The 204-nt window shown below is 60.3% G+C and carries 1 protein-coding gene; it reads left to right on the top strand.

All coding sequences use genetic code 11. The annotated features are described in order from the left end of the window. On the top strand, positions 1 to 204 hold a 204-nt coding region (tnpB, locus tag LH128_RS35085), incomplete at both ends, for an IS66 family insertion sequence element accessory protein TnpB (RefSeq protein WP_008833658.1).

Below are 204 nucleotides of genomic sequence, written 5' to 3'. Positions count from 1 at the left end.
CGTTCGAGCGCGCGGCGTTTGCCTTTTGCAACCGGCGCCGGACCCGGATGAAGCTGTTGTTCTTTGACCGGTCGGGCTTTGTATTGGTGCTCAAGGCGCTAACAGAGGACAAGTTCCGATGGCCCAAACGAGCGGAAACGGTGGTGGCGCTCACCGCGGAGCAATTGCGATGGCTGCTCGACGGGATCGATATTGACGCGATGG

Source organism: Sphingomonas sp. LH128 (assembly GCF_000293195.2).
GTDB classification, from domain to species: domain Bacteria; phylum Pseudomonadota; class Alphaproteobacteria; order Sphingomonadales; family Sphingomonadaceae; genus Novosphingobium; species Novosphingobium resinovorum_A.
Note: the sequence above shows the minus strand (reverse complement) of the source record. Positions and strands in the feature narration are given on the sequence as shown.